General features: G+C 61.6%; 21 protein-coding genes and 2 pseudogenes. 8 read left to right on the top strand and 15 right to left on the bottom strand.

Features of this window, described 5'->3' with window-relative positions; genetic code table 11:
- Window positions 1-126: pseudogene (locus L9Z73_RS08600) on the top strand (hypothetical protein); the annotation flags it as partial.
- Here L9Z73_RS08600 and L9Z73_RS31420 read toward each other — a convergent pair.
- Together L9Z73_RS31420 and L9Z73_RS08595 are read right to left on the bottom strand one after the other, a co-directional pair.
- A pseudogene (locus L9Z73_RS31420) lies at window positions 91-183 on the bottom strand (YdcF family protein); the annotation flags it as partial. The pseudogenes L9Z73_RS08600 and L9Z73_RS31420 overlap by 36 nt on opposite strands.
- Window positions 184-291: 108 nt before the next feature.
- Window positions 292-609 (bottom strand): hypothetical protein, encoded by a 318-nt coding sequence (locus L9Z73_RS08595; RefSeq protein ID WP_247398652.1) that lies wholly within the window; start codon window positions 607-609, stop codon window positions 292-294.
- Window positions 610-871: 262 nt separating this feature from the next.
- Between L9Z73_RS08595 and leuS the strand changes: the two genes are divergently transcribed.
- The 5 genes from leuS to L9Z73_RS08570 all read left to right on the top strand — a co-directional run bounded on the left by leuS (window position 872) and on the right by L9Z73_RS08570 (window position 6,958).
- Window positions 872-3,478 carry a leucine--tRNA ligase gene (leuS, locus tag L9Z73_RS08590; protein ID WP_247398649.1) on the top strand — a complete coding sequence of 869 codons (2,607 nt, stop codon included), beginning with the start codon at window positions 872-874 and terminating at the stop codon, window positions 3,476-3,478.
- An 89-nt stretch (window positions 3,479-3,567) separates the two neighbouring features.
- Window positions 3,568-4,173, top strand: coding sequence for an LPS assembly lipoprotein LptE (gene lptE / locus L9Z73_RS08585; protein WP_247398647.1), 606 nt, complete (start codon window positions 3,568-3,570; stop codon window positions 4,171-4,173).
- 39 nt (window positions 4,174-4,212) lie between these two features.
- On the top strand, window positions 4,213-5,250 hold the full coding sequence (holA, locus tag L9Z73_RS08580; protein ID WP_046381932.1) for a DNA polymerase III subunit delta: 1,038 nt from the start codon (window positions 4,213-4,215) through the stop codon (window positions 5,248-5,250).
- Between the two features lie 156 nt (window positions 5,251-5,406).
- Window positions 5,407-5,571, top strand: a complete 165-nt coding sequence (gene arfA, locus L9Z73_RS08575) for an alternative ribosome rescue factor ArfA (protein ID WP_003176285.1) — start codon at window positions 5,407-5,409, stop codon at window positions 5,569-5,571.
- A gap of 61 nt (window positions 5,572-5,632) precedes the next feature.
- Window positions 5,633-6,958 (top strand): lytic murein transglycosylase, encoded by a 1,326-nt coding sequence (locus tag L9Z73_RS08570; RefSeq protein ID WP_247398645.1) that lies wholly within the window; start codon window positions 5,633-5,635, stop codon window positions 6,956-6,958.
- Window positions 6,959-7,086: 128 nt separating this feature from the next.
- Here L9Z73_RS08570 and L9Z73_RS08565 read toward each other — a convergent pair whose 3' ends face one another.
- The 13 genes from L9Z73_RS08565 to L9Z73_RS08505 form a co-directional block, all read right to left on the bottom strand.
- Window positions 7,087-8,007, bottom strand: coding sequence for a S66 peptidase family protein (locus tag L9Z73_RS08565; RefSeq protein ID WP_247398644.1), 921 nt, complete (start codon window positions 8,005-8,007; stop codon window positions 7,087-7,089).
- A gap of 151 nt (window positions 8,008-8,158) precedes the next feature.
- Entirely contained in the window at window positions 8,159-9,160 is a 1,002-nt protein-coding gene (lipA, locus tag L9Z73_RS08560; RefSeq protein WP_247398668.1) for a lipoyl synthase, read from the bottom strand.
- 26 nt (window positions 9,161-9,186) lie between these two features.
- Entirely contained in the window at window positions 9,187-9,834 is a 648-nt protein-coding gene (gene lipB / locus L9Z73_RS08555; RefSeq protein ID WP_247398643.1) for a lipoyl(octanoyl) transferase LipB, read from the bottom strand.
- Window positions 9,834-10,109 (bottom strand): DUF493 domain-containing protein, encoded by a 276-nt coding sequence (locus L9Z73_RS08550; protein WP_247398640.1) that lies wholly within the window; start codon window positions 10,107-10,109, stop codon window positions 9,834-9,836. The genes lipB and L9Z73_RS08550 overlap by 1 nt, the downstream gene beginning before the upstream one ends.
- A gap of 85 nt (window positions 10,110-10,194) precedes the next feature.
- Complete coding sequence (locus L9Z73_RS08545) at window positions 10,195-11,352, bottom strand: D-alanyl-D-alanine carboxypeptidase family protein (protein WP_247398638.1); 1,158 nt, start codon at window positions 11,350-11,352, stop codon at window positions 10,195-10,197.
- Window positions 11,353-11,535: 183 nt separating this feature from the next.
- Entirely contained in the window at window positions 11,536-12,534 is a 999-nt protein-coding gene (locus L9Z73_RS08540; RefSeq protein WP_247398628.1) for a septal ring lytic transglycosylase RlpA family protein, read from the bottom strand.
- A complete protein-coding gene (gene mltB, locus L9Z73_RS08535) occupies window positions 12,534-13,544 on the bottom strand; it encodes a lytic murein transglycosylase B (RefSeq protein WP_247398664.1) in 1,011 nt (336 codons plus the stop codon). The genes L9Z73_RS08540 and mltB overlap by 1 nt, the downstream gene beginning before the upstream one ends.
- Before the next feature lie 17 nt (window positions 13,545-13,561).
- Window positions 13,562-14,665, bottom strand: a complete 1,104-nt coding sequence (gene rodA / locus L9Z73_RS08530; protein WP_247398655.1) for a rod shape-determining protein RodA — start codon at window positions 14,663-14,665, stop codon at window positions 13,562-13,564.
- Window positions 14,666-14,696: 31 nt separating this feature from the next.
- Complete coding sequence (gene mrdA / locus L9Z73_RS08525) at window positions 14,697-16,595, bottom strand: penicillin-binding protein 2 (protein ID WP_247398625.1); 1,899 nt, start codon at window positions 16,593-16,595, stop codon at window positions 14,697-14,699.
- A 15-nt stretch (window positions 16,596-16,610) separates the two neighbouring features.
- A complete protein-coding gene (gene rlmH / locus L9Z73_RS08520; protein ID WP_003176297.1) occupies window positions 16,611-17,078 on the bottom strand; it encodes a 23S rRNA (pseudouridine(1915)-N(3))-methyltransferase RlmH in 468 nt (155 codons plus the stop codon).
- Between the two features lie 9 nt (window positions 17,079-17,087).
- Complete coding sequence (gene rsfS / locus L9Z73_RS08515) at window positions 17,088-17,582, bottom strand: ribosome silencing factor (protein ID WP_058412893.1); 495 nt, start codon at window positions 17,580-17,582, stop codon at window positions 17,088-17,090.
- A gap of 69 nt (window positions 17,583-17,651) precedes the next feature.
- Complete coding sequence (gene nadD / locus L9Z73_RS08510; RefSeq protein WP_247398622.1) at window positions 17,652-18,296, bottom strand: nicotinate-nucleotide adenylyltransferase; 645 nt, start codon at window positions 18,294-18,296, stop codon at window positions 17,652-17,654.
- Complete coding sequence (locus L9Z73_RS08505) at window positions 18,296-19,561, bottom strand: glutamate-5-semialdehyde dehydrogenase (protein WP_247398620.1); 1,266 nt, start codon at window positions 19,559-19,561, stop codon at window positions 18,296-18,298. The genes nadD and L9Z73_RS08505 overlap by 1 nt, the downstream gene beginning before the upstream one ends.
- A 174-nt stretch (window positions 19,562-19,735) precedes the next feature.
- On the opposite strand from L9Z73_RS08505, the gene L9Z73_RS08500 reads away from it, so the two are divergent.
- On the top strand, window positions 19,736-20,419 hold the full coding sequence (locus L9Z73_RS08500; protein WP_247398617.1) for a DNA-3-methyladenine glycosylase: 684 nt from the start codon (window positions 19,736-19,738) through the stop codon (window positions 20,417-20,419).
- A 117-nt stretch (window positions 20,420-20,536) separates the two neighbouring features.
- A partial coding sequence (locus L9Z73_RS08495; RefSeq protein ID WP_247398614.1) for a bifunctional DedA family/phosphatase PAP2 family protein occupies window positions 20,537-21,555 on the top strand: 1,019 nt, incomplete at its 3' end.

Below are 21,555 nucleotides of genomic sequence, written 5' to 3'. Positions count from 1 at the left end.
CGCGTGATGTTCCCGATCCGCGAAAGCCGCGGCCGGATCATCGCCTTCGGTGGCCGGGTACTCGGGGACGACAAGCCCAAGTACCTCAACTCGCCGGAAACCCCAGTGTTTCACAAGGGCCAGCAACAGCAAGAGAATGCCGGGCGGCAGCAACAATTGTTTGATGAAATAACGAATAGGCATCGAGCATCTCCATAGATGCCCGAAGCCTAAGGTGTAACGGGGTTTAGCGACAATCTTTACAAGAACGAAGCAGTGTCAGCGATGATCAGGCTGCTAAGGGGGCATGTATTACTTGAACCTTACGGCCCGATGTTTTTCCGGACCGCGAGCGGCTGACACATCCTTGAGCCACACCACCTTGGCCGACCGCACAGGCTCATTGGGTGGCGTGCAAGCCACGCCGACAGAAGCCGAGCGTTCGTTCCTTGCCAGGTAAGCCTTGATCAGTTCCATCTCCGCGTGGCTCAAACCTCGCAGTTCCAACTCGACGGGCTGTTCATCACGCAACCGGCCCGCTGTACTGGCTGCATCCAATGCTCGACCCAAGCGGTCGATGAGTCCTTGGTAAACATCCGATTTAGATAACATTCGCTGCGATTCCACCATCCCCTCACCTCATTGAAGATAAGTCTTGCTCCCCAATAAACAGCGTAGCCCCCATGGCTGCGCCTGCCCGGCGCCGCGACAGACGGCCTCGACCGAGCAATCAGGGTTTCCCTCGATAGAGTGGGGTCATGTATGCTACGGCGCTTCCTGTAACTCCACTTCCCGCAGGGTTTGGGCACGGACGCGGCGCTTTTTGGTGTCGCTCGACCCGAACAATGTACCGAAGAGGATTAGGCCACCCCTATTCAGTTCAAAAGTAGCCATGCACGAACAATATCAGCCCCGTGAAATAGAAAATGCCGCCCAATCCTTCTGGGACGAGCAAAAGTCCTTTGAAGTCAGTGAACAGCCAGGCAAGGAGACCTTCTATTGCCTATCGATGTTCCCTTACCCCAGCGGCAAGCTACACATGGGGCACGTGCGTAACTACACCATCGGCGACGTGATTTCCCGTTACCAGCGCATGCAAGGCAAGAACGTCCTGCAACCCATGGGTTGGGATGCCTTTGGCATGCCGGCGGAAAACGCCGCGATGAAGAACAACGTAGCGCCCGCCAAGTGGACCTACGAGAACATCGCCTACATGAAGACCCAGCTGCGCAGCCTGGGCCTGGCGGTGGACTGGTCCCGCGAAGTGACCACCTGCAAGCCGGACTACTATCGCTGGGAACAATGGCTGTTCACCCGCCTGTTCGAAAAAGGCGTGATCTACCGCAAGAACGGCACCGTGAACTGGGACCCGATCGACCAGACCGTGTTGGCCAACGAGCAGGTGATCGACGGTCGCGGCTGGCGTTCCGGCGCGCTGATCGAAAAGCGCGAAATTCCGATGTACTACTTCAAGATCACCGCCTACGCGGATGAACTCTTGTCGAGCCTCGACGACCTGCCGGGCTGGCCTGAACAGGTCAAGACCATGCAGCGCAACTGGATCGGCAAATCCAAGGGCATGGAAGTGCAGTTCCCGTACAACGTCGATTCGATCGGCGAAGCGGGTGCCCTCAAAGTCTTCACCACCCGTCCGGACACCTTGATGGGCGCGACTTACGTCGCCGTCGCAGCTGAACACCCGCTGGCCAGCCAGGCCGCACAGAACAACCCTGAGCTGCAGGCGTTCATCGCCGAATGCAAAGGCGGCAGCGTGGCTGAAGCCGACGTCGCCACCCAGGAGAAAAAAGGCCTGCCGACCGGGCTGTTCGTCGAGCACCCGCTGACCGGCGAAAAACTGCCGGTGTGGGTCGCCAACTACGTGCTGATGCACTACGGCGATGGCGCAGTAATGGCCGTGCCGGCCCACGACGAACGCGATTTCGAATTCGCCACCCAGTACAACTTGCCGATCAAGTCCGTGGTGCGCACCAGCTCGGGCGACACCAACCCAGCCCCGTGGCAAGACGCCTACGGCGAGCACGGTGAGCTGATCAACTCCGGCGAGTTCGACGGCCTGGACTTCGTCGGCGCCTTCGACGCCATCGAAGTGGCGCTGATCAAGAAAAACCTCGGTGCCTCGCGCACCCAGTTCCGCCTGCGCGACTGGGGCATCAGCCGCCAGCGCTACTGGGGCTGCCCGATCCCGATCATCCACTGCGAGACCTGCGGTGACGTGCCGGTGCCGGAAGACCAATTGCCGGTGATCCTGCCGGAAGACGTGGTGCCGGACGGCGCCGGTTCGCCTTTGGCGCGCATGCCCGAGTTCTACGCGTGCAACTGCCCGAAATGCGGCCAGCCTGCCAAGCGTGAAACCGACACCATGGACACCTTCGTCGAGTCCTCGTGGTACTACGCCCGTTACGCCTCGCCGCACTACGAGGGCGGCCTGGTCGAGAAATCGGCGGCCGACCACTGGTTGCCGGTGGATCAGTACATCGGCGGTATCGAACACGCCATTCTTCACCTGCTGTACGCGCGCTTCTTCCACAAGCTGATGCGCGACGAAGGCCTGGTCAGCTCCAACGAGCCGTTCAAGAACCTGCTGACCCAGGGCATGGTGATCGCCGAGACGTATTACCGTCGCGAAGCCAATGGCAGTTACACCTGGTTCAACCCGGCCGATGTCGAGCTCGAGCGCGACAGCAAAGCCAAGGTCGTCAGCGCCAAGCTGATTGCCGACGGCCTGCCGGTGGAAATCGGTGGCACCGAGAAGATGGCCAAGTCGAAGAACAATGGCGTCGATCCACAGTCGATGATCGACCAGTTCGGCGCCGACACCTGCCGCCTGTTCATGATGTTCGCCTCGCCGCCTGACATGAGCGCCGAATGGTCCGACTCCGGCGTCGAGGGTTCGCACCGTTTCCTCAAGCGCGTCTGGCGCCTGGCGCACGCCCATGTCAGCCAGGGCCTGCCGGGCAAGCTGGACGTGGCCGCCTTGAGCGACGAGCAGAAAGTCATTCGCCGCAGCACCCACCTGGCCATCAAGCAAGCAAGCCAGGATGTGGGCCAGAGCCACAAGTTCAACACCGCCATCGCCCAGGTGATGACGTTGATGAACGTGCTGGAAAAAGCGCCACACGTCACCGAACAGGATCGTGCGCTGGTTCACGAAGGCCTCGAGACGGTCACCCTGCTGCTGGCCCCGATCACGCCGCACATCAGCCATGAACTGTGGAACCGCCTGGGCCACAGCGCTGCCGTCATTGATGCGCGCTGGCCGGTGCAGGATGACAGCGCGCTGGTACAGGACACGCTGCAGTTGGTGATCCAGGTCAACGGCAAACTGCGTGGCCAGATCGACATGCCAGCCAGCGCCAGCCGCGAAGACGTCGAAGCGGCCGCACGCTGCAACGAGAACGTGCTGCGCTTTACCGAAGGCCTGACGATCCGCAAAGTGATCGTGGTGCCGGGTAAACTGGTCAACATCGTCGCCAGCTAAATCGGATCGGGCGCAGGGCTTGAGCGCTGCGCCGAACTAAACCTTCAGGGCCTCGATAAGGCCCGCATGGTTTCAAGGGGAGCAATAAAATGATCAAACGCAATTTGCTGGTGATGGGCCTTGCTGTGCTGCTGAGCGCTTGCGGCTTCCAGCTGCGCGGTACCGGCACCAATGAACTGACCATCAAGGAATTGGACGTCAGCGCCCGCAACGCCTATGGCGAAACCGTTGTGCAACTGCGCGACACACTGGAAAACAGTGGCGTGCATGTCTACACCGGCGCGACCTACAAGCTGTTCCTGGCAGACGAGAAAGAAACCCAGCGTAACCTCAGCTACGCCAGCGCCGGCCGTGCGTCCGATATCGAGCTGAACACCTCGTTGGTTTTTGAAATGCAGGGCCGCGACCATCTGCCATTGATGGGTGACAAGATCGAAGTGCAAAAGGTCGTAAGCCACGATGGCAACAACCTGGTGGGCTCGGACTCTGAAACGACCCAGGTACGCAAAGAAATGCGTCGTGAGCTGGTCCAGCGCGTGATGCTGCGCCTGCAACAGCTGACTCCAGAAAAACTGGAACTCCTGCAACAGGCTGCCGACAACAAGGCCAAGGCTGACGCCGATGCCCTGAAAGCCGCGCAAGAGTACGAAAACAACACGCCGAAACAATCGCCTGTTGAAGTCCCAGCAGAGTAAGCCAGACGGGGCGCCCCAGGCGCCCCGTTCATCCCGCCTATGAAACTCGCCCCCGCCCAACTCGCCAAACACCTGCAAGGTGCTCTCGCGCCTGTCTATATCGTCAGCGGTGATGACCCGTTGCTGTGCCAGGAAGCGGCAGACGCCATTCGCACCGCCGCACGCCAGCAAGGCTTCGACGAACGCCAGGTGTTCAGCGCCGACGCCAGTTTCGACTGGGGCACACTGCTGCAAGCCGGCGCAAGCATGTCGCTGTTTGCCGAGAAACGCCTGCTGGAACTGCGTCTGCCGTCGGGCAAGCCCGGGGACAAGGGCGCGGCGGCCTTCATCGAGTACTGTTCGCGGCCTGCCGAAGACACGGTGTTGCTGATCAGCCTGCCCAAGCTCGACGGCAGCGCGCAGAAAACCAAGTGGGGCAAAGCGCTGGTGGAGGGGGCACAGACCCAGTTCATCCAGATCTGGCCGGTGGACAGCAATCAGTTGCCGCAGTGGATTCGTCAGCGCCTGTCCCAATCCGGGCTGTCGGCCACGCAGGACGCCGTGGAGCTGATCGCCGCCCGGGTCGAAGGCAACCTGCTTGCCGCTGCCCAGGAGATCGAAAAGCTCAAGCTGATGGCCGAAGACGGGCAGATCACCGTCGAAACCGTGCAGGGCGCTGTGGCTGACAGTGCGCGCTTTGACGTCTTCGGGCTGGTGGATGCCATCCTCAATGGCGAGCCCGCCCATGCCTTGCGCATGCTCGAAGGGTTGCGCGGTGAAGGCGTGGAACCGCCGGTGATTCTCTGGGCCCTGGCCCGCGAGTTACGGGTATTGGCCAATATTGCACTGCAATACAGCCAGGGCACGCCGCTGGACAAATGCTTCAGCCAGGCCCGGCCGCCGGTCTGGGACAAACGCAAACCGCTGATGAGCAAAGCCCTGCAACGACACTCGGCGCAACGCTGGGCGCAACTGTTGCTGGAAGCCCAGCGCATCGATGCACAAATCAAAGGCCAGGCGGCCGGTTCGCCGTGGATGAGCCTGAGTCGTTTGTCACTGTTGATGTCTGGCCAGCGCCTGACACTCCCCGCCGAATAATCCCTCTCTTAAAAACACTGCAAAACCAATGTGGGAGCAAGCCCCCTCCCACATGTTGGCTGTGTTTTCATTTCAAAAAATTTGTCAGGCTTTACAGCGGCCAGACTTCGGCAGATGATTTGCACCGCTGCATCCCACCTGAAGAGAGTACCGACCATGAGCAAAAAGCCATCTAAGCATGGCCCCAACAAGGCCAAATCCATCATCGCCCAGCCACTGTTCCGCAGCCGTCAGGAACGCGCCGGCAAGGGCAAAGGCAGCTACCGCCGCGAAGCCTTCCAGTCTAATAGCTGGGAGGCTTCTTACTTTCTGGCTGCCTGAAGGCAAGCGGCCCTCCGGCATGATAAGGTCAGCACTTGATTTGTAATCCCTGGACCTGTGCATGCCCTCTCGTCTTTCCCGTCGTTGGCACCTTCGCCAATTGATCGCTGCCTCCAGCCTCATTCTGCTTGTCGCCTGCGCGGAAAAACCCACCGCCGCAGATGCTCAACCCCTGCCAACACTGTCAACCGCACCGGTCGTTGCGCCCGCTGTCGTGGCCCCGCTGGCCGTGGACAACCTGGACATCCAGCCCACCCAGACCTTTGCCGAATGGCAGGCCGGTTTCCGTGCGCAAGCCTTGGCGGCCGGGATTACGCCAGCCGTCTTTGATATGGCCTTCGCCAATATCACCCCGGACATGGCAGTGATCCGCGCCGACCGCAGCCAGCCGGAATTTTCCCGCCCGGTGTGGGAATACCTCGACGGCGCGCTGTCACCAGTACGCGTGCGTAATGGCCAGACACTGTTGATCAAGTACGCCGACACCCTGCAAAGCATCGAGCAACGTTATGGCGTCGACCGCCAGGCGCTCGTCTCGGTGTGGGGCATGGAGAGTAACTTCGGTCAGTTCCAGGGCAATAACTCGGTGATCCGCTCCCTGGCGACCCTGGCCTACGAAGGTCGGCGCCCAGCCTTTGCCCAGGCGCAATTGCTCGCGGCGCTGCAGATCATCCAGCACGGCGACATCCAGGCCGACCAGATGCGCGGCTCCTGGGCCGGCGCCATGGGCCAGACCCAGTTCATCCCGACCACCTACAACACCCACGCCGTGGACTTCGACGGCGACGGTCGCCGTGATATCTGGAACAGCCCAGCCGACGCCCTCGCCTCCACCGCGCATTACCTGCAAAGCTCCGGCTGGCAGAAAGGCCAGCCGTGGGGCTTCGAAGTCAAACAACTGCCGACCAACTTTGATTACGCCCTGGCCGACGGTGGCGTGCGCAAGACCGTCGCCGACTGGCTGAAACTGGGCATCCAATTGCCGCCGGGGGCGAGCATGCCGCCTAACGTCGACCAGCTCTCCGCCGCCCTGTTGCTGCCGGCGGGTTACCGTGGCCCGGCGTTCCTGGTGCTGGATAACTTCCGCGCAATCCTCAAGTACAACAATTCGTCGTCCTACGCATTGGCCGTTGGCCTGCTGTCGGAGCGCTTCGGCGGAAGCGGTGTGATTCGGGGCGATTGGCCGAAAGATGAACTGCCGCTGAGTCGTTCCCAGCGTATTGATCTGCAGACCGTACTCAACACCCACGGCTATGACGCGGGCAACCCGGACGGGATTATCGGCGCCAACACGCGCAAGGCGATCCGTGCGGCGCAACAGTCACTGGGCTGGCCGGCGGATGGTTATCCGACGGTGAAGTTGCTGGAGTCGTTGCAGAGCCGTTAGATCGGCTTATGGCGACTACCGCTATCGGGGGCAAGCCCCCTCCCACATTTGACTGCATTTCAAAGGATGTACGCGGTCAAAATGTGGGAGGGAGCTTGCTCCCGATAGCGGTTTAGCAGACGACAGATTCAGCGGTTGAACACCACATCCTGCTCCAACACCACCCGCTGCTCCCCCGCATCCAACCGCACCCGCGCGCCCATCGGCAGCGTCAGGTTCGGATCGCAATGCCCGCTGCGCCAGCCGGACAGTACCGGGATGCGTAGCGGTTCGAAGGTCTGCTTCAGCAGCCGCTCCAACGCAGCGCTATCCACCCCCGCCACATCTCCCACCAGCACACCCGCTACCTGAGCCAGCTTGCCGGCCAGGCGCAGATGCGTCAGCAAGCGGTCGATGCGGTAGATCGGCTCGTTGACGTCTTCGATAAATAGAATGATGCCCTCGGCATCGATTTCGTAGGACGTACCCATCACCGCTGCGATCATCGACAGGTTACCGCCGAGCAAGCGCCCACAGGCGATACCGGGCTCGATCGTGGTCAACGGGTAGGCCGCCGGGTGCGTCAGCGCGCTGCCTGCACCCACCTGGCCACGCAGCATGTTGAACAACGACGACTCGGTGGGTGGCTGCTTGTCGCCGAGCAGGTCGGCATTCAGCATCGGGCCGTGGAAGGTCACAAAACCGACATAGCGATTGATCGCTAGGTGCAGAGCGGTCATGTCGCTGTAACCCACAAAAGGCTTGGGGTTGGCGCGCAGCAGGTCGAAGTCCAGGCGGTCCAGCAGGCGGGGCGTGCCGTAGCCGCCGCGCAGGCAGAAGATCGCATCGATAGCGGGGTCGGCGAAGGCGGCGTGCAGGTCGCGCAGACGCATGTCATCGCTACCGGCGAGGTAGCCGTCACGTTCATACACACCTGGGAAGATGCGCAGCTCATAACCGCGGGCGCGCATCCATTGCCCGGCTTTTTCCACGTCCAGCGCGGCAGGGCCGGCGGGCGCGATCAGGCCGATGGTGGCGTCAGAACGCAATGCAGGTACGGCGGCGGTCATCCACGATTCTCCCTAATCAACGCGGAACGAAATGTGGGAGGGGGCTTGCCCCCGATAGCGGTTGTTCAGTCACCAGAGGCAGTGACTGACACTCTGCAATCGGCGGCAAGCCCCCTCCCACATTGGATCTGCGGTGTTGCGCAGATCGGTATTACGAAATCAGGCTAGCCTTGACCAGCTTGGCCTGCTCGTCGGCGTGGTACGAGGAACGTACCAGCGGGCCCGACGCCACGTTCTTGAAGCCCATCTTGTAGCCTTCCTCGGCGAACCAGGCGAAGACGTCCGGGTGCACGAAACGCTGCACCGGCAAGTGGCTGCGCGATGGTTGCAGGTATTGGCCCAGGGTCAGCATGTCGATGTCGTGTTCGCGCATGCGCTGCATGACTTCGATCACTTCTTCGTCGGTTTCGCCCAGGCCCAGCATCAGGCCGGACTTGGTTGGGATGTGCGGCATCATCTGCTTGAATTTCTGCAGCAGGGTCAGCGACCACTGGTAGTCCGAACCTGGGCGCGCAGCCTTGTACAGGCGTGGCACGGTTTCCAGGTTGTGGTTGAACACATCCGGCGGCTCGGCGGCGGTGATTTCCAGCGCGACGTCCATACGGCCACGGTAGTCCGGCACCAGGGTTTCGAGCATCACGTCCGGCGACAGCTTGCGGATTTCGCGGATGCAGTCGGCAAAGTGCTGGGCACCGCCGTCACGCAGGTCGTCGCGGTCGACCGAGGTGATCACTACGTACTTGAGTTTCAGGTCGGCGATGGCGATGGCCAGGCTTTCCGGCTCGTTGACGTCCAGCGGCTTCGGCCGGCCGTGGCCGACGTCGCAGAACGGGCAACGACGGGTGCAGATGTCACCCATGATCATGAAGGTGGCGGTGCCGCCGGAGAAGCATTCGCCCAGGTTCGGGCAGGACGCTTCTTCGCACACGCTGTGCAGCTTGTGCTTGCGCAGCAATGCCTTGATACGGTCGACTTCCGGCGAGACCGGGATGCGCACGCGAATCCAGTCAGGTTTTTTCGGCAGTTCGGTGGTCGGAATGATCTTGACCGGGATACGTGCAACCTTCTCGGCGCCGCGCAGCTTGACGCCGGCTTCCACCTTGGCACGCGGGGCCGGGGCCGGACGCTCGGTGACGTCCAGCGTCGGGATCATGGTTTGCACTGCATCAGTAGTCATAGTCAGTCGATTCCGCCCGTAAGGGTCGTCTGCTCAGCATAGTCGAGGTGTTTGACGAGCTGCGCACGCAGCCGGGCACTTACCTCGGCAAATTTAATCGGTGTGGCGTGGTCGCTCAACTGGGTCATCGCCAACCCGGCATAACCGCACGGGTTGATACGCCGGAACGGCGCCAGGTCCATGTCCACATTCAGCGCCAGGCCATGAAACGAACAACCGTGGCGAATGCGCAGCCCCAGGGAGGCGATTTTCGCGCCATCCACATACACACCGGGTGCATCGGGCTTGGCCGTGGCGCTCACGCCGTAACTGGCCAACAGCTCGATCAGGCAAGCCTCCATGCGGTTCACCAGGTCGCGCACGCCAAACCCCAGCTTGCGCACGTCCAGCAGCAGATACGCCACCAGTTGACCGGGCCCATGGTAAGTCACTTGACCCCCTCGGTCGACCTGCACCACCGGAATATCACCCGGAAGTAGTAGATGCTCGGCCTTGCCGGCCTGGCCCTGGGTGAACACCGGCGGGTGCTCCACCAGCCAGATTTCATCGGGAGCCGAGCTGCCGCGCTCGTTGGTGAAGCGCTGCATGGCGTGCCAGACGGGCTCGTAGTCCATCCGGCCGAGCTCGCGAAAGCCCAGGACCTGTGGCATCACAGCACCATGTGTACGAAGCCGGTGGCCCGCAGTTCGCTGTTGATGTCGTAGAGCTGGTCTTGACCGGTCGCAACGATGTGCAACTGGATCGTGGTGTACTTACCGTTGGAGCTCAAACGCTCGTCCACCCGGTTGTCATTGATCGTCGCGTGTTTACGCACGATGTCGATAATCGTGTCTTTGTTGCCCACACCGGTATCGCTGATCACCTTGACGGGATAATCCACGTTTGGGAATTCGATCTTTGGCGCCTTTACTTCTTTATCGGTCATGGCGTAACGGCCTCGTAAGCGTAAGCCGTGGCGACGGGCAAAACCCCGTGTCGGATCAACACGGGGCTTTGCAGGTGCACACTTATCAGTTGAACAAGCTGTAGAAGAACAGGCGGATGCTATCCCACACGCGGCGGAAGATACCACCTTCGTCGACGGCATCCAGGGCGATCAGGTCGGCACTGTGTACCACTTTATCGTCCAGTTTCACTTCGACCTTGCCGATCACGTCTCCCTTGGCGATTGGCGCAACCAATTGCGGGTTCATGGTCATGCTGGCAGCGAGCTTTTTCAGCTGGCCTTTAGGCATGGTCAGGGTCAGGTCTTCAGCCAGGCCGGCCTTGACTTGCGAGGTCGCGCCTTTCCATACCGGCGCGGTCGCCAGTTCAGCACCCTTCTGGTAGAAGGTCTGGGTTTCGAAGAAGCGGAAACCGTAGGTCAGCAGTTTTTGCGTCTCGGCCGCACGGGCCTGCTCGCTGTTGGTGCCGAAGACCACGGCGATCAGGCGCTGGCCGTCACGCACGGCGGACGACACCATGCAGTAGCCGGCTTCTTCGGTGTGGCCGGTTTTCAGACCGTCGACGGTCTTGTCACGCCACAGCAGCAGGTTGCGGTTAGGCTGTTTGATGTTGTTCCAGAAGAATTCCTTCTGGGAGTAGATCGCGTAGTGGACCGGGTCGACACGAATGATCGCGCGCGCCAGGATCGCCATGTCGTGAGCCGACGAGTAGTGCTCCGGGTTCGGCAGACCGGTCGGGTTCATGAAGTGGCTGTTGGTCATGCCCAGGTCGGCCACGGTTTTGTTCATCATGTCGGCGAACGCATCTTCGCTGCCGGCGATGTGCTCGGACAGGGCGACGCTGGCGTCGTTACCGGACTGGATGATGATGCCGTGCAGCAGATCGCTGACCGTCACCTGCGAACCGACCTTGATGAACATCCGCGAACCGCCGGTGCGCCAGGCGTTTTCGCTGACGGTCACCGGGTCGTTTTCGCCGATCTGGCCGCGACGGATTTCCAGGGTCGCAATGTAGGCCGTCATCAGCTTGGTCAAGCTGGCGGGTGGCAGGCGCTGGTCACCGTTGTTTTCCACCAGCACGTTGCCACTGGCGGCATCCATGAGGACCCAGGCCTTGGCGGCCAGTTGCGGTGAAGCCGGCACCATTTCAACCGCCCAGGCGGCAGGGGTGATGATCAGCGAGATAAGCAGGCACGTGCGTTTGGCTAAGGTGATGATGTTCATCCGTCTCTCGAAATTGCTTATGGAAACTTGCCCTCGCGGGCAAAACTTATTCAGACAGCCCGTTACCAGTCTGTCGCGTGTTCGGTTGCCTGCCCACCCCTTGCCCCTGGGTTTTATTGTTCAACGAGCCAACAACCAGGGCTCAGGCGCGCGCACGAACCTGAACCTTCAATCCTTTACGGTTTATTCAGCGCTGACCACGCTGGGTTGCCCCAGGTTGGCCAAACGCACGCTGTTCTGCACTTGCGCGACCTCGCTCGGCGAACCGATCGGGCCCATGCGCACGCGGTGCAAGGTCTGTTGATTGCGCACGATGGAGCTGATGAAGACCGGCGCATTGACCATGCCGCTCAGCTTGGACCTTAACAGCTCTGCCGCATCCGGGTTGGCGAAAGCGCCCACTTGCAGGTATTGCCCGCCAGCGGCCGAGGCACCCGGCGCAGCGCGGGGCACGACGACCGTGTCAGGAGCGTGCTGTTGCGCAGGTGGCGTCCACTGCTCGATCTTGCCGGTCGACGCCGTCACTTGGGGTTGCGCGACCTGCGGCTCGTTGAGCATCAAGGGTGCCGGCTTGCCACGCTGGGCCCAGTATTGCGCGGGGTCGATCCCTTCGACCTTGACCCGCGCGGTGCCGGTTTCGGCATAACCGAGTTTCTTCGCGGCGGCGTAGGACAAGTCGATGATCCGGTCCGAATAGAACGGCCCGCGATCGTTGACCCGCAGGATCACCGTGCGATTGTTGTCCAGGTTGGTCACGCGCACATAGCTGGGCAGCGGCAGGGTCTTGTGGGCCGCGCTCATGCCGTACAGGTCATAGACCTCGCCATTGGCCGTGTTCTGGCCGTGGAACTTGGTGCCGTACCACGACGCGGTACCCGACTGTACGTAGGTCTTGGAGTCTTGCAGCGGGAAGTAATTCTTGCCCAGCACGGTATAGGGGTTGGCCTTGTACGGGCCGGTGTGCAGGGTTGGCGTGGCATCCGGGATTTTCGACACGTCGACGTCCCACCACGGTGCACCGTCTTTATGCGCGCGGTTGATGTCCAGGCCCGGCTGGGAACGAACGGCGGTCCCCCCTGACTTTTGCGTCGGCGCGCGACTGGTGGAGCAACTGGCAACCAGCAAGGACAACGCGGCAAACGCCACCAGCTTGAGCGGTTTTTTCAACGGCGATGCCCGCATTACTTGTTGCCCCGTGCTTGGACCAGCATGTCAGACAGTTGATGCACGGCCATGGCGTACATCACACTGCGGTTATAACGCGTGATTGCGTAGAAATTCTTCAGGCCCATCCAGTATTCAGGGCCGTTTTCGCCTTCCAGGCGGAAAGCCGTAACCGGCATATCATCGCGCAGCGCATCATGACTTGACCAGCCCAGCGCCCGCAACTCCCCGACCGTCTTGGCCGGCTCGATACCCTGGGTGAGACCCTCATCGGCGCGGTCACCGCTCACGTCGGCACGGCTGACAACCGGTTCGCCGCCCACCCAGCCATGGCGCTTGAAGTAGCTGGCCACGCTGCCGATGGCATCGTCCGGGTTGCTCCAGATATTGATATGGCCGTCGCCGTCAAAATCCACCGCGTAGGCGCGAAAGCTGCTCGGCATAAACTGCGGCAAGCCCATCGCACCGGCGTAGGAGCCTTTGAGGGTCAGCGGGTCGACCTGTTCTTCGCGGGCCAGCAGCAGGAATTCGCGCAGCTCCTTGCGGAAAAAATCGGCGCGGGGCGGGTAATCGAAGCCCAGGGTCGACAAGGCGTCGATCACCCGATAACTGCCGGTATTGCGCCCGTAGAAGGTTTCAATGCCAATGATCGAGACAATCACCTGGGCGGGCACGCCATATTCCTGCTCGGCGCGGGCCAGCGCGGCTTCGTGCTGGCGCCAGAAGTCCACGCCCCGTGCCACACGGGCATCGGTCAGGAACATCGGGCGATAGTCCTTCCACTGCTTCACGCGCTCGGCCGGGCGGGAGATGGCGTCAAGGATCGCCTGCTTGCGCTGCGCCTCGCGGAACACGCCCATCAGTTGTTCACCGGCGAAGCCATAGTCGCGGGTCATTTCACCGACGAATTCGGCGACTTGGGGTGAGCCATCGTAGTCACCGGCCCGCGCCTCGTGCATGGCGCCCAGCAGCCCAATCAGGCTCATCCAGGACGCATGCCGAGTCGCCCAGCCGCGCATTACTTGAATTGACATCTTCACCTTATTCAAACCTGTGCGATCCATTTGCGATGCGTATGAATCGACATCAAAACCCCAAACGCTGACAGCAATGTCACCAGCGAAGTTCCGCCGTAGCTAATGAACGGCAACGGCACCCCAACCACCGGCAACAGGCCACTGACCATACCGATGTTGACGAAAACGTAAACAAAAAAAGTCATGGTCAACGAACCCGCCAGCAATTTGCCGAACAACGTCTGCGCCTGCGCGGTGATCACCAGGCCACGACCGATCAACAGTAAATAGATCAACAGCAACGCGCAAATGCCCACCAGGCCGAACTCTTCGCCCATCACCGCAATAATGAAGTCGGTGTGGCTCTCAGGCAAAAAGTCCAGGTGCGACTGGGTGCCCATCAGCCAGCCCTTGCCAAACACACCGCCGGAACCGATGGCCGCCTTCGACTGAATGATGTTCCAGCCGGTGCCCAGCGGGTCGCTCTCCGGGTCGAGAAACGTGAGAATCCGCTGTTTCTGGTAGTCATGCATAAAGAAGAACCACATGGCCACGGCCACCGGCACGGCGGCGGCGAGCACGCTGAGAATCCAGCGCCAGCGCAAACCGCCCATGAACAGCACGAACGCGCCGCCCGCCAGGATCAGCAGCGACGTACCGAGGTCCGGCTGGCGCACGATGAGGACAAACGGCACGCCGATCAGGATCAGGCTGATCCCCACATGCTTGAGTTGCGGCGGCAAGGTGCGCTTGGACAAGTACCAGGCGATGGTCGCCGGCATCAGGATCTTCATGAATTCCGACGGTTGGAAGCGAATCACCCCCGGAATATTGATCCAGCGGGTCGCACCCATGGCGTTGTGGCCCATCACGTCCACCACCACCAGCAGCAATACGCCGGCGACATACCCCAGCGGCACCCAGCGCGCCATGAAACGCGGCTCCAACTGGGCGATCACCACCATCGACAACAGGCCCAGGCCGAACGACGACGCTTGCTTGATCAGCAGGTCCCAGTTCTTGCCGCTGGCCGAATACAGTACGAACAGACTGCCGGCCGCCAGGGTCAGCAGCAGGATCAGCAACGGGCCATCAATGTGCATGCGCTGCAGCAATGTCGCGCGGCGACGCATCACATCCTCGCTGGAAAGGATGCGGTCAAAATTACTCTTCACTGGCCGTAACCTCGGTGCTTGAAGGGGGGCCGCCATATTCGGGCTTGAGCTTGCCGTCGTCGGTCAACAGCCAGGCATCCATCACTTGACGGACCACTGGCGCCGCGACGCCCGAACCGGACTCGCCGTTCTCGACCATCACGGCGACCACGATCTTAGGGTCGTCCGCCGGGGCGAAGCCGACAAACAAGGCGTGGTCGCGGTGGCGTTCCTGAACTTTGGAACGGTCATATTTTTCGCCTTGCTTGATCGCGACCACCTGGGCCGTACCGCTCTTGCCAGCAATGCGATATTGCGCCCCGATCGCCGCCTTGCGCGCCGTGCCCCGGGCGCCGTGCATCACCTGCTGCATGCCGTGGTTGACCTTGGTCCAGTCCGACGGGTCACGCAGCACAATGTCCGGAATCGGGTTTGCATCCACCGGCTTTTCGCCCTCGATGGTGCGGGCCAGGTGTGGCCGGTTCCAGATGCCTTTGTTGGCGACCAGTGCCGTGGCCTGGGCCAGTTGCAGCGGCGTGGCCTGCATGTAGCCCTGGCCGATGCCGAGGATCAGCGTCTCGCCGGGGAACCACGCCTGACGGCGGGTGGCACGTTTCCATTCGCGCGACGGCATCAGGCCGGGCGACTCTTCGAACATGTCCAGGGAGACTTTCTGACCGAGCCCGAACTTGCCCATGTAGGCCGACAGGCGATCGATCCCCAGCTTGTGGGCCAGGTCATAAAAATAGGTGTCGTTGGAACGCATGATTGCGGTGTCCAGGTCGACATAGCCGTCACCGGTGCGGTTCCAGTTACGGTATTTGTGATCGTAATTAGGCAGCATGTAATAGCCGGGGTCGAACACACGACTCGACGCCGTGACCACGCCCGCGTCCAGGCCGGCAATCGCCACCGCCGGCTTGATCGTCGAACCCGGCGGATACAGGCCGCGCAACACCCGGTTGAACAGCGGCCGGTCGATGGAATCGCGCAGCTCGGCGTAGGCCTTGAAGCTGATCCCCGTCACGAACAGGTTGGGGTCGAAACTGGGCTGGCTGACCATGGCCAGGACTTCGCCCGTATTCGGGTCCAGCGCCACCACAGCACCACGGCGCCCACCCAGGGCCATCTCGGCGGCTTCCTGCAACTTGATGTCCAGGCTCAGCACAATGTCCTTGCCCGGCACCGGGTCGGTACGCTTGAGCACCCGCAGCACGCGGCCGCGAGCGTTGGTCTCGACCTCTTCGTAACCCACCTGGCCGTGCAGCTCGGGCTCGTAGAAGCGCTCGATGCCGGTCTTGCCGATATGGTGGGTGCCGCTGTAATTGACCGGGTCGAGGCTTTTCAGCTCTTTCTCGTTGATCCGCCCCATATAACCGACGGAGTGCGCGAAGTGCGGCCCTTGCGGGTAATGCCGCACCAGTTGCGCCACCACTTCCACGCCCGGCAGGCGGAACTGGTTCACCGCAATCCGGGCGATCTGCTCTTCGGTCAACTCAAACAGGATCGGCACCGGCTCGAACGGCCGACGCCCCTGCTTCATGCGCTTTTCGAAGATCGCCCGGTCTTCCGGAGTCAGTTGCAGCACGTCGACGATCACATCGAGGACCTGCTGCCAGTCGCCGGAGCGTTCGCGGGTCATGCTCAGGCTGAAGCTGGGCCGGTTATCCGCGACCACCACGCCGTTGCGGTCGAAAATCAGGCCACGGGTCGGCGGAATCGGCTGCACATGCACCCGGTTGTTTTCCGACAGTGTGGAGTGATAGTCGTACTGGATCACCTGCAGGAAATACAGGCGTGCGATCAACACCCCGATCAACGTCACCACCATGATCGCGCCAAAAACCACGCGCGCGCGTACCAGACGTGCGTCTTTCTCGTGGTCCTTGATGCGGATCGGCTGAGTCATCGGGAGGGGCGCAGACTATTTGTGGTAAGGGTGCCCGGACAGAACTGTCCAGGCGCGATACAGCTGTTCACCGATCAGAATCCTTACCAACGGGTGCGGTAACGTCAGCGCCGACAGCGACCAGCGTTGGTCCGCCCGCGCACAGACTTCAGGCGCCAGCCCCTCGGGGCCGCCGACCATGAAGTTGACGGTGCGCGAGTCCAGGCGCCAGCGATCCAGTTCCACCGCCAATTGCTCGGTGCTCCAGGGCTTGCCGTGGACTTCGAGGGTGACGATGCGCTCGTTGGGGCCGACCTTGGCCAGCATGGCTTCGCCTTCCTGACGGATAAAGCGAGCCACGTCGGCGTTCTTGCCCCGGGTGTTGAGCGGTATTTCCACCAGCTCAAGCGACAGCTCGGCGGGCAGACGCTTGGCATATTCGTGCCAGCCTTCTTCCACCCACTTGGGCATGCGTGAACCGACAGCGATCAGACGCAGGCGCACAGCCGTTCCTTATTCCTGGTCTTTGTTGAGCTTGTCGAAGTGCGCATGGCCCACTTCAGGGTTGTGGTGCTTGCCATCCGCCGCGCGGCTCTGCTCGGCGCCTTTCCACAGACGCTCCAGGTCGTAGAACTGACGAGCGTTGGAGGTCATCATGTGAACGATCACGTCGTCCATGTCCAGCAGCACCCAGTCGCTGTCGCCCTTGCCTTCTTCACCCAGTGGCTTCACGCCTTGGGCTTTGACGGCTTCGCGCACTTTGTCCAGCATCGCGCCGATCTGGCGGTTGGAGGTACCGGTGGCGATGATCATGAAGTCGGTGATGCTCTGCTTGTCGCGCACGTCCAGCACCTGGATGTCCTGGGCCTTGACGTCTTCCAGGGCAGCCACGGCGACTTTCACCAGCTCTTCGCCAGCCAGTTCCGGGCCAACATGGGCTTCAACCGGCAGTGGCGCGCTTTTGAAGGTGCCTTTGCGCTTAACTTTGCTTACGTCTTTGTTCGTCATATAAAACTCGTTTTGCTCGTATGTTCGGGCGCTCGCTGCACGATTGTTCGTGCGTTCAAGCGCGCCTTTTCAGTTCGACGCACGGTAAAGTCCGTGCGCATCGATGTAGGCCAGGACCGCGTCAGGCACCAGGAAACGTACCGACTTCCCGCTGGCCAGCAGTTGACGGATCTGGGTGGCGGACACCGCAAGCGGGGTCTGCCAGACGAATGCAATATTCCCGTTCGGCCCGGTCAGGGCCAAGGGGTCACTTACCGACCGCGCGGCCAGCAGGTTGCGCAAGGCATCCGGCGGTTCGCTGTCGGCATCCGGGCGTTGCAAAACCAGGATGTGGCAATGCTGGAGGAGTTCCTCCCAGCGATGCCAAGAGGGCAGGCCGCAAAATGCGTCCCAGCCCAAAAGCAGAAACAACTGGTCGTCCGCGGCCAACTCGGCACGCATCAGCTCCAGGGTGTCGACAGTGTAGGACGGTTTATCGCGTTTGAGCTCGCGGTCGTCCACCACCAACGGCGGTATGCCAGCGACGGCAAGGCGCACCATTTCCAGGCGCTGCCGCGCTGACACCTGCGGCGTATCGCGGTGCGGCGGCCGGGCATTGGGGATCACGCGCAATTCATCCAGCGCAAGGGCATCCGCGACTTCCAGGGCGCTGCGCAAATGGCCGATATGCACGGGGTCAAAAGTGCCGCCGAGCAACCCGATGCGTTTACCCATCAAGTGCGCACATGACCGTCGCCGAACACGACATACTTCTCGCTGGTCAGGCCTTCCAGGCCAACCGGGCCTCGTGCGTGGAGCTTGTCGGTGGAGATACCGATCTCCGCCCCCAGGCCATACTCGAAGCCGTCGGCAAAACGCGTCGAGGCGTTGACCATCACCGAAGCGGAGTCCACTTCGTTGAGGAAACGCCGGGCATCGCTGAAATGCTCGGTAACAATGGCGTCGGTGTGCTTGGAGCCGTATTTGTTGATGTGTTCGATGGCCTGGTCAAGGTCGTCGACGATGCGGATCGACAGGATCGGCGCCGTGTACTCGGTGTACCAATCTTGCTCGGTGGCTTCGATCACGTCCGCGCCGAGCAGCGCACGGGTGCGTTCGCAACCACGCAGTTCAACACCCTTATCGCGGTAGATGGCAGCCAGCGGCGGCAGCACGCGATCGGCAATGCCGGCGTGCACCAGCAGGGTTTCCATGGTGTTGCACGGGGCGTAACGGTGCGTCTTGGCGTTGTCGGCGATGCGGATCGCCTTGTCGATGTCGGCGGCGATGTCGATGTAAACGTGGCAGACGCCGTCCAGGTGCTTGATCACCGGCACCTTGGCATCACGGCTGACGCGTTCGATCAGGCTCTTGCCACCGCGCGGCACGATCACGTCGACGAATTCCGGCATGGTGATCAGCGCGCCGACGGCGGCGCGGTCGGTGGTTTCCACCACTTGCACCACTTCGGCCGGCAACTCGGCCACGGCCAGGCCCTGCTGGATGCAGGCGGCAATCGCGCGATTGGAATGAATCGCCTCGGAACCGCCGCGCAGGATGGTGGCGTTGCCGGACTTGAGGCACAGGCTCGCGGCGTCGATGGTCACGTTCGGGCGCGACTCATAGATGATGCCGATCACGCCCAGGGGCACGCGCATCTTGCCGACCTGAATGCCGGACGGCAGGTAACGCATATCGCGGATTTCACCGATGGGATCAGGCAGCTTGGCGACCTGACGCAGACCTTCGATCATGTCGTCGATACGCGCAGGGGTCAGCGCCAGGCGGTCGAGCAACGCCGGCTCCAGGCCATTGGCGCGGCCGTTGGCCAGGTCCAGTTCGTTGGCGGCAGCCAACTCGGAGCGCGAAGCATCCAGAGCATCGGCGGCGGCCAACAAGGCGCGGTTCTTCTGCGCGGTGCTCGCACGGGCGATCAACCGCGAGGCCTGACGGGCAGCGCGACCCAGGCGGGTCATGTAGTCAAGAACGGACTCAGTCATGGTCAGGGAGTCTTGGCAAAGAGGAAAGCGGCAGATTATAGCTGTGACGCCGCCCGACTGACAGCGGTGAGGGGCGGATGGTCGAAATGAACTGTAAAAACCTGGGGTTCAGCCGTAATTAAGGTTGGAGTTGTTATTATTCCGTCACATTTAGCCGTATTTACCCTGAACGCCATGTCGAGTGTTACCCCCCAACTCCCCGCCAGCGCCCTGCCCGACCGCTTCTTCGACCGCGATGCGCAACTCCTTGCGCGGGAATTGCTCGGCAAAGTCATCCGCCATCGTGTCGGGGATGTCTGGCTTTCGGCACGGATTATTGAAACCGAAGCGTATTACGTGGCCGAAAAAGGCAGCCATGCCTCACTGGGCTACACAGAAAAGCGTAAGGCTTTGTTTCTGGATGGTGGGCATATCTATATGTACTACGCCCGTGGCGGCGATTCGCTGAACTTCAGCGCCCAAGGCCCGGGCAATGCGGTATTGATCAAATCCGCCTATCCCTGGGTCGATGACGTCTCCGGCCCGGCGAGTTTGGCGCAGATGCTGCTGAACAACCCGGACGCCAACGGCGGCCCGCGCCCCTCGCAGAAGCTCTGCGCCGGCCAGACCTTGCTGTGCAAGGCGCTGGGCCTGAAAGTGCCGATGTGGGATGCCAAGCGCTTCGAACAGGAGCGGCTCTATGTGGAAGACGTCGGCCAGGTGCCGATGCACATTATCCAGACCACTCGCCTGGGCATTCCCAGCGGCAGGGATGAACACTTGATGTACCGCTTCGTCGATGCTGGCTATGCGCCCTATTGCACGCGGAACCCGTTGCGCCGGGGCCAGGTCGAAGGACGCGACTATTTTTTGCTTTGAAGGCTTGAGCCGGTTGTTCCTGCTGGGAATGGATACCTGTAACGCAACAGATCCTCTGTGGGCGCTGATCGTCGGTGGATTGCCAATTGAAAAAACTGCATAAGTGGAGTGGATTGTATGGGCCAATGGCTCGATAGCATCACTGGCTGGTTGACGCTGAACCCCCAATGGCTGGCGGCGGCGGTATTTATCGTCGCGTGCGTAGAATGCCTGGCCATTGCCGGGTTGATCGTGCCCGGTACGGTGCTGCTGTTCGCCATTGCCACGCTGGCCGGCAGCGGCGCGCTGCCCCTGAGTGAAACCCTGCTGCTGGGTTTTCTCGGCGGCCTGTTAGGCGATGGGGTGTCCTACTTCCTGGGGCGACATTTCCACCAGAACATCCGGCGTCTGCCAGGCCTGCGGCATCACCCTGAATGGATGAACGGCGCCGAGACCTACTTCCACAAGTACGGCATTGCCAGCCTGCTGGTAGGGCGTTTCATTGGCCCGTTGCGCCCCATGCTACCGATGGTGGCCGGCATGTGCGACATGCCGTTCCCGCGCTTTGCTCTCGTCAGCATTGTCGCGGCGGCCAGTTGGACGGTCGCCTACCTGCTGCCGGGCTGGGCGACCGGCGCGGCCTTCCGCCTGCCATTGCCGGCGGGGTTCTGGCCCGAAGCGGGGATTGTCGCGGCATGCCTGGCGGTGTTGCTGGGGTTGAGTTTGAACAGCAGCCTGCGCGGCCATCGCCAGGCCACGTTGTGGACCGGTTGCGTCAGCCTGATCCTGTTGATCGCGCTGTTTATCGGCTACCCGCACCTCAATGACTTCGACCAGGGGCTGAGCAGCCTGGTACAGGAGCATCGCAGCGCCTGGCTGGACGAGACCATGGTGAGGCTCACCCAACTGGGCGAGTTCAAGCAGATGTTTGTCGCCAGCGCCCTATTCACCGGCCTGTTGTTACTGGCACGACAATGGCGCCACGCACTGTTTGTCGGCGTCACGCTGGGCGGCGCCGCAGCGATCAATACCGCCAGCAAGCTGTTTTTTGCCCGTGGTCGCCCGGAAGTCCTCACCGACCCGCTGACCAGCTTCAGCATGCCCAGCGGCCACGCCTCCGGCGCATTCGCGTTTTTCCTGGCCTTGGCGGTACTGGC

It is taken from the genome of Pseudomonas emilianonis, assembly GCF_023072625.1.
In the GTDB taxonomy this organism is placed as follows: domain Bacteria; phylum Pseudomonadota; class Gammaproteobacteria; order Pseudomonadales; family Pseudomonadaceae; genus Aquipseudomonas; species Aquipseudomonas paraveronii.
Note: the sequence above shows the minus strand (reverse complement) of the source record. Positions and strands in the feature narration are given on the sequence as shown.

Bases quoted from the DNA above. Each gene is read 5' to 3' on its own strand.
- L9Z73_RS08595 (WP_247398652.1), bottom strand. From the start codon at position 609: ATGGTGGAATCGCAGCGAATGTTATCTAAATCGGATGTTTACCAAGGA.
- leuS (WP_247398649.1), top strand. From the start codon at position 872: ATGCACGAACAATATCAGCCCCGTGAAATAGAAAATGCCGCCCAATCC.
- lptE (WP_247398647.1), top strand. From the start codon at position 3,568: ATGATCAAACGCAATTTGCTGGTGATGGGCCTTGCTGTGCTGCTGAGC.
- holA (WP_046381932.1), top strand. From the start codon at position 4,213: ATGAAACTCGCCCCCGCCCAACTCGCCAAACACCTGCAAGGTGCTCTC.
- arfA (WP_003176285.1), top strand. From the start codon at position 5,407: ATGAGCAAAAAGCCATCTAAGCATGGCCCCAACAAGGCCAAATCCATC.
- L9Z73_RS08570 (WP_247398645.1), top strand. From the start codon at position 5,633: ATGCCCTCTCGTCTTTCCCGTCGTTGGCACCTTCGCCAATTGATCGCT.
- L9Z73_RS08565 (WP_247398644.1), bottom strand. From the start codon at position 8,007: ATGACCGCCGCCGTACCTGCATTGCGTTCTGACGCCACCATCGGCCTG.
- lipA (WP_247398668.1), bottom strand. From the start codon at position 9,160: ATGATCCCGACGCTGGACGTCACCGAGCGTCCGGCCCCGGCCCCGCGT.
- lipB (WP_247398643.1), bottom strand. From the start codon at position 9,834: ATGCCACAGGTCCTGGGCTTTCGCGAGCTCGGCCGGATGGACTACGAG.
- L9Z73_RS08550 (WP_247398640.1), bottom strand. From the start codon at position 10,109: ATGACCGATAAAGAAGTAAAGGCGCCAAAGATCGAATTCCCAAACGTG.
- L9Z73_RS08545 (WP_247398638.1), bottom strand. From the start codon at position 11,352: ATGAACATCATCACCTTAGCCAAACGCACGTGCCTGCTTATCTCGCTG.
- L9Z73_RS08540 (WP_247398628.1), bottom strand. From the start codon at position 12,534: ATGCGGGCATCGCCGTTGAAAAAACCGCTCAAGCTGGTGGCGTTTGCC.
- rodA (WP_247398655.1), bottom strand. From the start codon at position 14,665: ATGCGTCGCCGCGCGACATTGCTGCAGCGCATGCACATTGATGGCCCG.
- mrdA (WP_247398625.1), bottom strand. From the start codon at position 16,595: ATGACTCAGCCGATCCGCATCAAGGACCACGAGAAAGACGCACGTCTG.
- rsfS (WP_058412893.1), bottom strand. From the start codon at position 17,582: ATGACGAACAAAGACGTAAGCAAAGTTAAGCGCAAAGGCACCTTCAAA.
- nadD (WP_247398622.1), bottom strand. From the start codon at position 18,296: ATGGGTAAACGCATCGGGTTGCTCGGCGGCACTTTTGACCCCGTGCAT.
- L9Z73_RS08505 (WP_247398620.1), bottom strand. From the start codon at position 19,561: ATGACTGAGTCCGTTCTTGACTACATGACCCGCCTGGGTCGCGCTGCC.
- L9Z73_RS08500 (WP_247398617.1), top strand. From the start codon at position 19,736: ATGTCGAGTGTTACCCCCCAACTCCCCGCCAGCGCCCTGCCCGACCGC.